The sequence below is a fragment of the Candidatus Neomarinimicrobiota bacterium genome (assembly GCA_022573815.1).
In the GTDB taxonomy this organism is placed as follows: Bacteria; Fidelibacterota; SORT01; order SORT01; family SORT01; genus JACZTG01.
The window spans coordinates 1-6,499 of sequence record JACZTG010000051.1; the positions used below are offsets into that span (position 1 = coordinate 1).

5 protein-coding genes are annotated in these 6,499 nt (G+C 43.4%); all 5 read right to left on the minus strand.

What is annotated here, in order from left to right; translation table 11 throughout:
• The coding region (locus IIB39_11070) for a hypothetical protein (protein ID MCH8929239.1) at positions 1-334 on the minus strand (334 nt) is incomplete at its 3' end.
• A 159-nt stretch (positions 335-493) separates the two neighbouring features.
• Positions 494-3,394, minus strand: coding sequence for a TonB-dependent receptor (locus tag IIB39_11075; GenBank protein MCH8929240.1), 2,901 nt, complete (start codon positions 3,392-3,394; stop codon positions 494-496).
• A gap of 195 nt (positions 3,395-3,589) precedes the next feature.
• A complete protein-coding gene (locus IIB39_11080; GenBank protein ID MCH8929241.1) occupies positions 3,590-4,180 on the minus strand; it encodes a T9SS type A sorting domain-containing protein in 591 nt (196 codons plus the stop codon).
• Positions 4,181-4,198: 18 nt separating this feature from the next.
• Positions 4,199-5,632 (minus strand): redoxin domain-containing protein, encoded by a 1,434-nt coding sequence (locus IIB39_11085; GenBank protein MCH8929242.1) that lies wholly within the window; start codon positions 5,630-5,632, stop codon positions 4,199-4,201.
• A 37-nt stretch (positions 5,633-5,669) separates the two neighbouring features.
• A partial coding sequence (locus tag IIB39_11090) for a hypothetical protein (protein MCH8929243.1) occupies positions 5,670-6,499 on the minus strand: 830 nt, incomplete at its 5' end.

Genomic DNA, 6,499 nt, shown 5'->3' on the forward strand with positions numbered 1-6,499 from the left:
ACCAATCCGGTTGGTCAGGCCAGCGATTGGGCCAGGTTGACGGGTCGTTGCTCATGGCGGGAGAATCCTGATTCAGATTCACGTATCCCGGTACAGGCTGGAAGCCCCATACCTTCCCCGTTCCGGGCTCCACATCAACGAATTCCCTGTAATTGGTCTCTAACGGATGAACTGTCTCACCATGAATATCCACCACTTCGGCGGATACCCACGGAGCAACGCCGTCAAGATAAGAATGACCGCTCCCTTTGGGCCATTCGCCGGAAGGTTGAAACGGCCATAGAGCTACTTCGCCGTGATTTAAAAATATCGTCCGCACCAGATTGCCGTCCATGATCCCTTGCTTTTTCCAAGCCGGGTCTCCGCGAGGCTCCTGAGAATTAGCGGAATTAACAAAAAGAAATATAAATAATATGACGGTAACCGGACTCTTCAAATAAGACGCCGAATAACGATATTGAATTTTAACATTTCCGTAGTCTTCAACACTGCCTCAAAATCCAACCGAAGCGCCGATTAATATTCGCCTTGGCTCGGAGTAAAAATCAGGTCTGTTCCTAAAATCATCCAAAGTATTGACTCCCTTTACGCTTGTCCGCGGTCGAATTGAATAACCGGCTCTTCCTGTATCTGAATATACGAGTATTTCGTTTTGACGATCAAAAATATTAAATACTTTGAAAAAAACAGAATATTTTGCATTAGCCAAATTTAAATCCTTATGTACTTTGATGTCAAATGTATATTGTGCAGGTTTTCTTTCGCTGTTCACAAAAGACGAAGAAGCGTTTAGAAGCCTTGGAGTGTATGGAAACCCACTGCCCATTCTTCCTACAAGACTCATACCCCAGCTGCCGGGTTGACTTAGAGTCAAATTAAAATTCAGTGTGTGAGTCTGATCCCAATCCAGCAGGATTACCTGAATCTCACTCTCCTTGTTACTTGCAGCATCGTTGAACACCTGCATCGGGTCTGAGGCATTTCCTTCGGCTAATTGAAAAGTATAGTCAACTGAAGCGGAAAAGTTGTTCGATCTCCTTTTTTCAAAAGCTATGGTTATGCCGCCGACATTTCCATAATCCCGATTAATGAATCGAGCGTAAAAGTCTTGGGTAAAGGTAGTGATGATCTCCATTCCAAGAAGATGTTCCATATCCTTATAAAATCCGGTTATGTCAATACCGATATTATCTGTAAACTGCTGCTGAAGCCCCACTTCATAGATTACGGTCTGCTGCGGTTGAAGCTCGGCGTTACCCATCGTAGAAGTTAAGCTACCGCTGAATACTTCAAATTCAGAGTTAATATATAGGTGTTCGAAAGTAGGAATTTGGGAAAAATGACCATAAGAAAAATGTATGACTCCCCTATCGGTTATCGGAAAGGATACGCCGATTCTGGGGCTAAGAGAATGAACAGCTTTGGCATTTCTGAAGTTATTTGCCCACTTGACTCCACGGACATTGACTGTATCCGTAATCTCTCCTAATTCAGGTACATATTCATTTTCTCTTACAAGGGTAGTAAAATCGTTGTTTGGGGAAACAACCGTGAAATATCTCGCATTGTCCGGATCTCTCAACTCTATCGGAGTTTTAGCGGACGCGTTAAAATAATCATATCTCAAACCTATATTGATAATTAAATCTTCGTACTCCATTTTGTCTTGAATGTATGCCGCACCTTCAATTGGATTGTGCGTATAGCGATTATTGGCGATGGAATTAGGGAGGGCGACAGCAGGCTCGAATGGTCTTATTGTTAGACCCGATTCATCTTTTTTAGGAATGATCTCGAATTCGTGGAAAAATAAAGTGTGTCTTCTGAACTCAAAACCACCTTTTATTAAGTGTGAATTATTCACCTGACTGGTCATATCCATCTTACCTTGAATGGATTTAGTATTTCGTCTGGTCTGCCACATCTCTGTTCCACCCGTCTTGAACGCATTGCTGGAGTTATTTTGCACTCGTTTAGGGTCCACATATCCCGAATCAAGAGGATCTTTAAAAGTGTACTTTTTAAAATCGAAAAAAGTACTGGCAAATTTCAGTGTATAAAATGTCCTCGGGTTTAACGTGTGATTAAATATCAACGATTGTGAATTTCCACGATTGAACTGTTTAAAATCACCGTCAGGATTAAGCTTGAACAAGTGAGAATATTCACGGAAATCTACACCGTCCACTAAAAAACCATATGAAAGCCTAATAGTTGGGGATATTCGATAAGTAAGCTTTCCTCCTGCACTAAGCTTCTTCAATGGGTTCATCGGAACAAAAGCGCCGTCACCGGTCTCTTCTACGAATACATTGGGTTCCCCCGGTGTCGCGCTGCCATCACCTTCTCCGAAATCAGGCCCCGGATACTGTTCGTCGCCCGGACCGATACCGTCAGCGCCAATATCATCAACCCTCACATTCCAATTATCGAAATTTGAAGAGTCAGAAGGTGAAAATCTTCTCTGTCCATATAACCAACCATCGTTGTTAGTTATTCTTCCCGTGAGAAAGAATGAAAACTTATTGCCTAAAAAGTTAAGCGGACCATCGACACTCAACTGGATATTAGATATATTCGTTCCGTTTACATCATCAATATTCAAAAACGTTTCCTCATTCGAGCTTATGTACTCCCCAGCATAAAATGATAAATTACCTCTGAATTTGTCACCGCCTTCTTTAAGCACAACGTCAATAACTCCGGACATAGCCTGACCGTACTCGGCATTGAAAGGACCGCTGATAACCTGCAACTCTTGAATGGAATTGTTCTCTATCTCAATAGAGATATTTCCGGAATATGGATCCGTGACGGAAAGACCATCTACCAAAAAAGCAATCTCGCTTGACCTTCCTCCCCTGATGTGAATATCGCCATCAGCACCAACGACAATTCCTGCCTGAAGCGCTAAAACATCACTGAATTCCTCAACGGGTATTTCTCTCAACTGTTCAGCGCTCACGATGGAAAGAGAAGACGTCAGATCTTTCTTTATAATCGGAATCCTTGCCGTGACGGTAACTTCCTTGAGCTGTAACCCGGAAGGCTGTAATTGAAATTCAATTTTGGTGGTGAAGTCGGCTGATACCCTGACCTCTGAATATAAAACCGCCGTGTAGCCTATCATAGTACCTTTAACGGTATAAATACCAGGCGAAATGTTTAGGATTACGAACTTACCATTCTCATCCGCAGCCGCTCCCAAAGCAGTACCACTGACTATGATGTTTGCTCCAGCGAGGGGCTCTCCGGTAGAAATATCCTGAATGGAACCGGAAATCTTACCTGTGGTTCCGGCAATTAATGATGAATTATAATTGAACGCTAAAAGCGCAGCTACCGATAATATTATCGTGAAAGGTCCCCGGCTACAGAGAGAATTCAACGCCATATTTTTTCCTCTTAATTGCGATAACCATAGATAAGTAAAGTCAGGTTTATAGTCAAGAAGAATCTTATGACTAACAATTAAAACAGTTTATGTCAACATATTTGCAGTTCGCTATACGAATGAACATCTGACGTGTTCAGCATTTGCTCAGATTTTTCTGGTTTGCTCAGTTTAAGTATTTGACGGGCGTTGCTATTATTTCAACAGCAACATCTTTCGCGTCTGAGTGAATCCGCCTGCTTGAATTCTGTAAAAATATATACCAGAAGAAACGCCGCTTGCATCCCACGTTATCTGGTGGAACCCTGTGGATTGAATCCCGTCAACAAGGCGAGCGATTTCCTCTCCAAGTAAATTATATACAATCAGTAGAACTTCGCTTGTGCTTGGCAAGACATAATTGATGGTAGTAACAGGATTAAATGGGTTTGGGTAATTTTGTTCGAGTTGGAAAGAAAACGGTGTGATTGAAATGTCCTCGTCAACACTGACCGGGTTTAGCAAATTAGTTATGATTTCCGTCATCCGCCTCGGATTGTATTCAGTACTATGATACACGATTTTCATCTGTTGATCGATTATATAATCAAGTGGAAAGGGAGAAATACTCAAAGGCTGCTGATAATCAATGCCAATGTCATTCGAACCCATCAGTACGGGGAAGTCTATTCCGAAGGCGGCTACAAACTTTTTGACAAGTTCCAAATTTTCGCTAATGTTTACACCGAAAAGAACTACAGGTTCGGTTTCGAACTTCTGCCCTATCGATACGCCTATGTCCGACAACTCCGGACCGCAGACCGGTCACCACGATGCGAAGAGCGAGAGAACAATCACCTTGCCGGCATAATCCGACAGAGAGTGAGGCACTCCGTCTATGTCATTCAGTGTGAAATCCGGCGCATCGTCGCCGTTCCTAAGGGCTTTTGTATATCCCCTTGCGACTAACGTCCTGCGCGATTCGTCAGGATCGTTCGACCAAAAACTTATGACAGCCTGGGTATTATTCGTATCTTCAGGTGTAAATATCAATTTTACTTCCGCGATTCCTCCCGGCTCTATATTCAAAAAATCCGGTTCAAGAGTGAAATCCGCTCCGTTTGAAGTTATACTATCCACCAATAAGATTGAAGATCCTGTATTTTGCACTATAATAATTGAATCTGAGCTGCTTCCTAAGGGCGTGTCGCCAAAAAAATAAAATGTTTCAGGTAGAAAAATGTCCGGTTCTTGTGTATTACCGAAACGCAGAACGTTAAAATTCAGCCAGTTGGCTACGTAAAGTAAGCTGTCTCTTGCAGCTATGCCCATACCTCTCATAGTCATCTCTTCCCATCCCAGTAGGAACGGCGCTTGCCTGTTTGTTACATCTATTACTTCGACAATATCCCACTCAGCAAGATATGCCCTATCGCCAACCACCGAAACACCCGCCGTAAAAAACGGACTTTGGTAGTTACTCAAAAAGAACGGACTTGACGGGTCGCTCACATCAAATATATCGAGCCCCTGTGAGCCTACGGCAACATAAGCGATACCGTCAACCACATCCATGTCCCGTGCGGGTGCGGAAGTAGCCATAGCGGAAAGCTCGCTTACGTTAGTCGGATCGCTTACGTCAAGTATCTTGAGTCCTCCTCTGCCATCTGTTACATAGGCAATACCTGCTTGCACTACGACAGTCCACGCATTAGTCAGATTTTCGTAAACACCAATACTCAATATAGATTCACTAACCAAATCAAAAATCTCTAAACCTTTTTCATGTCTTGCTGCATAAAGGTAATTTGCATCAAGATATAGCCCTTCATAACTTACTCCTTCTTCGATATGCAAACTCACTCGCTGTAGAAAATTTAGATTCGTTATGTTAATCACTGAAATTCCATCAAGCCTTCCCGATGCATATGCGAGATCGGTGCCGATTGCGGAATGATAAAACCTCGCGCCAAATGTGTCTGAGTCAGGAGACGGCGCATACCGTCCTCCTGTAAAAACAGGAAAATCCGGATCGTTAGGATCGCTAATATTAAAAGCCGTTAAACCGCCAACACCCGCCACCCAAGCCCTATTCCCGACCAATTCTACGTCAACCATCTCGGAGAACCAGGTAGCTCTAAATTCCCCTATGGGATCGATGTTATCAAAGCCCTGGGGAAATGCAAGACTGTGGAACAGAATAATGTATAAAGCAATCAGAAGTTTCTCTCGACTGAAATTTAAAATTGTCTCACCCATTCTTCTAACCTGATTAATTTTATTTACTTTTCAATTCTTAAAACCTGCTTAGAAGAGAAAGCCGGAAGCCTTCGAAATCCGGGACGAACCTGCACACACCACCTGAACATTGCCTGCCGCCACGAACTTTACCCGTCCATAAAGTGATGTTATGGTTTCTCATGAATTCCATCTTTGCTTCGACAAAAGTCCATCGCCCTTTAACTCTGCCGCTTACGTCCGCCCATTCCGTTCCGGTGGAGATAGAGAATTTGCCCGACGGCGTATAGCTTAACGCTAAAAGGTATTCGTTGCCTTCGTCCTTGCCGAAAAAAGAAACCGACTGGCTTTTCCTGATATCGCTTTCATCGTATATGAGTATTTCCGTTCTAACATCAAAAAGCGATTTCCCGAACTTAAATTCCACCTCCGACCCGAAAGATATCTTGTCTGTATCCCTGAACTGTTCCAGGCCGATAGAAGGCACTTCGGAGAAATAACGAATTTCATTTGAAGCTGCGAAGTTAAGACGCCAGTAGGAAATTCTCGACAAACCGAACCGTTCCACAGCGAAGAAAACCTCTCTATACGGCATCATACGCTTTTCTGCCGATGGGATAACGCTTCTCCCGCTCCGCAGACTGCTGTGAACGTAGCCGCTTATAATCTGCAGGTCTCCCGATATAACGGGCATTCTCCACTCAAGAAGGTAGCCCACCTCATCATTATACCGGACGAAATGCGGATCAAGTTCAAACAGTCTTAAATCATTTTGCCGCTGAACTCTTGAAGGGTTTTGGTATGGACCGATAGGCGAATCGAGAACGTTTGGGTCAGCCGCAAAATTATGGAAGTTCTTATACTCCAGTCGCAGATTAGGGAAACCGC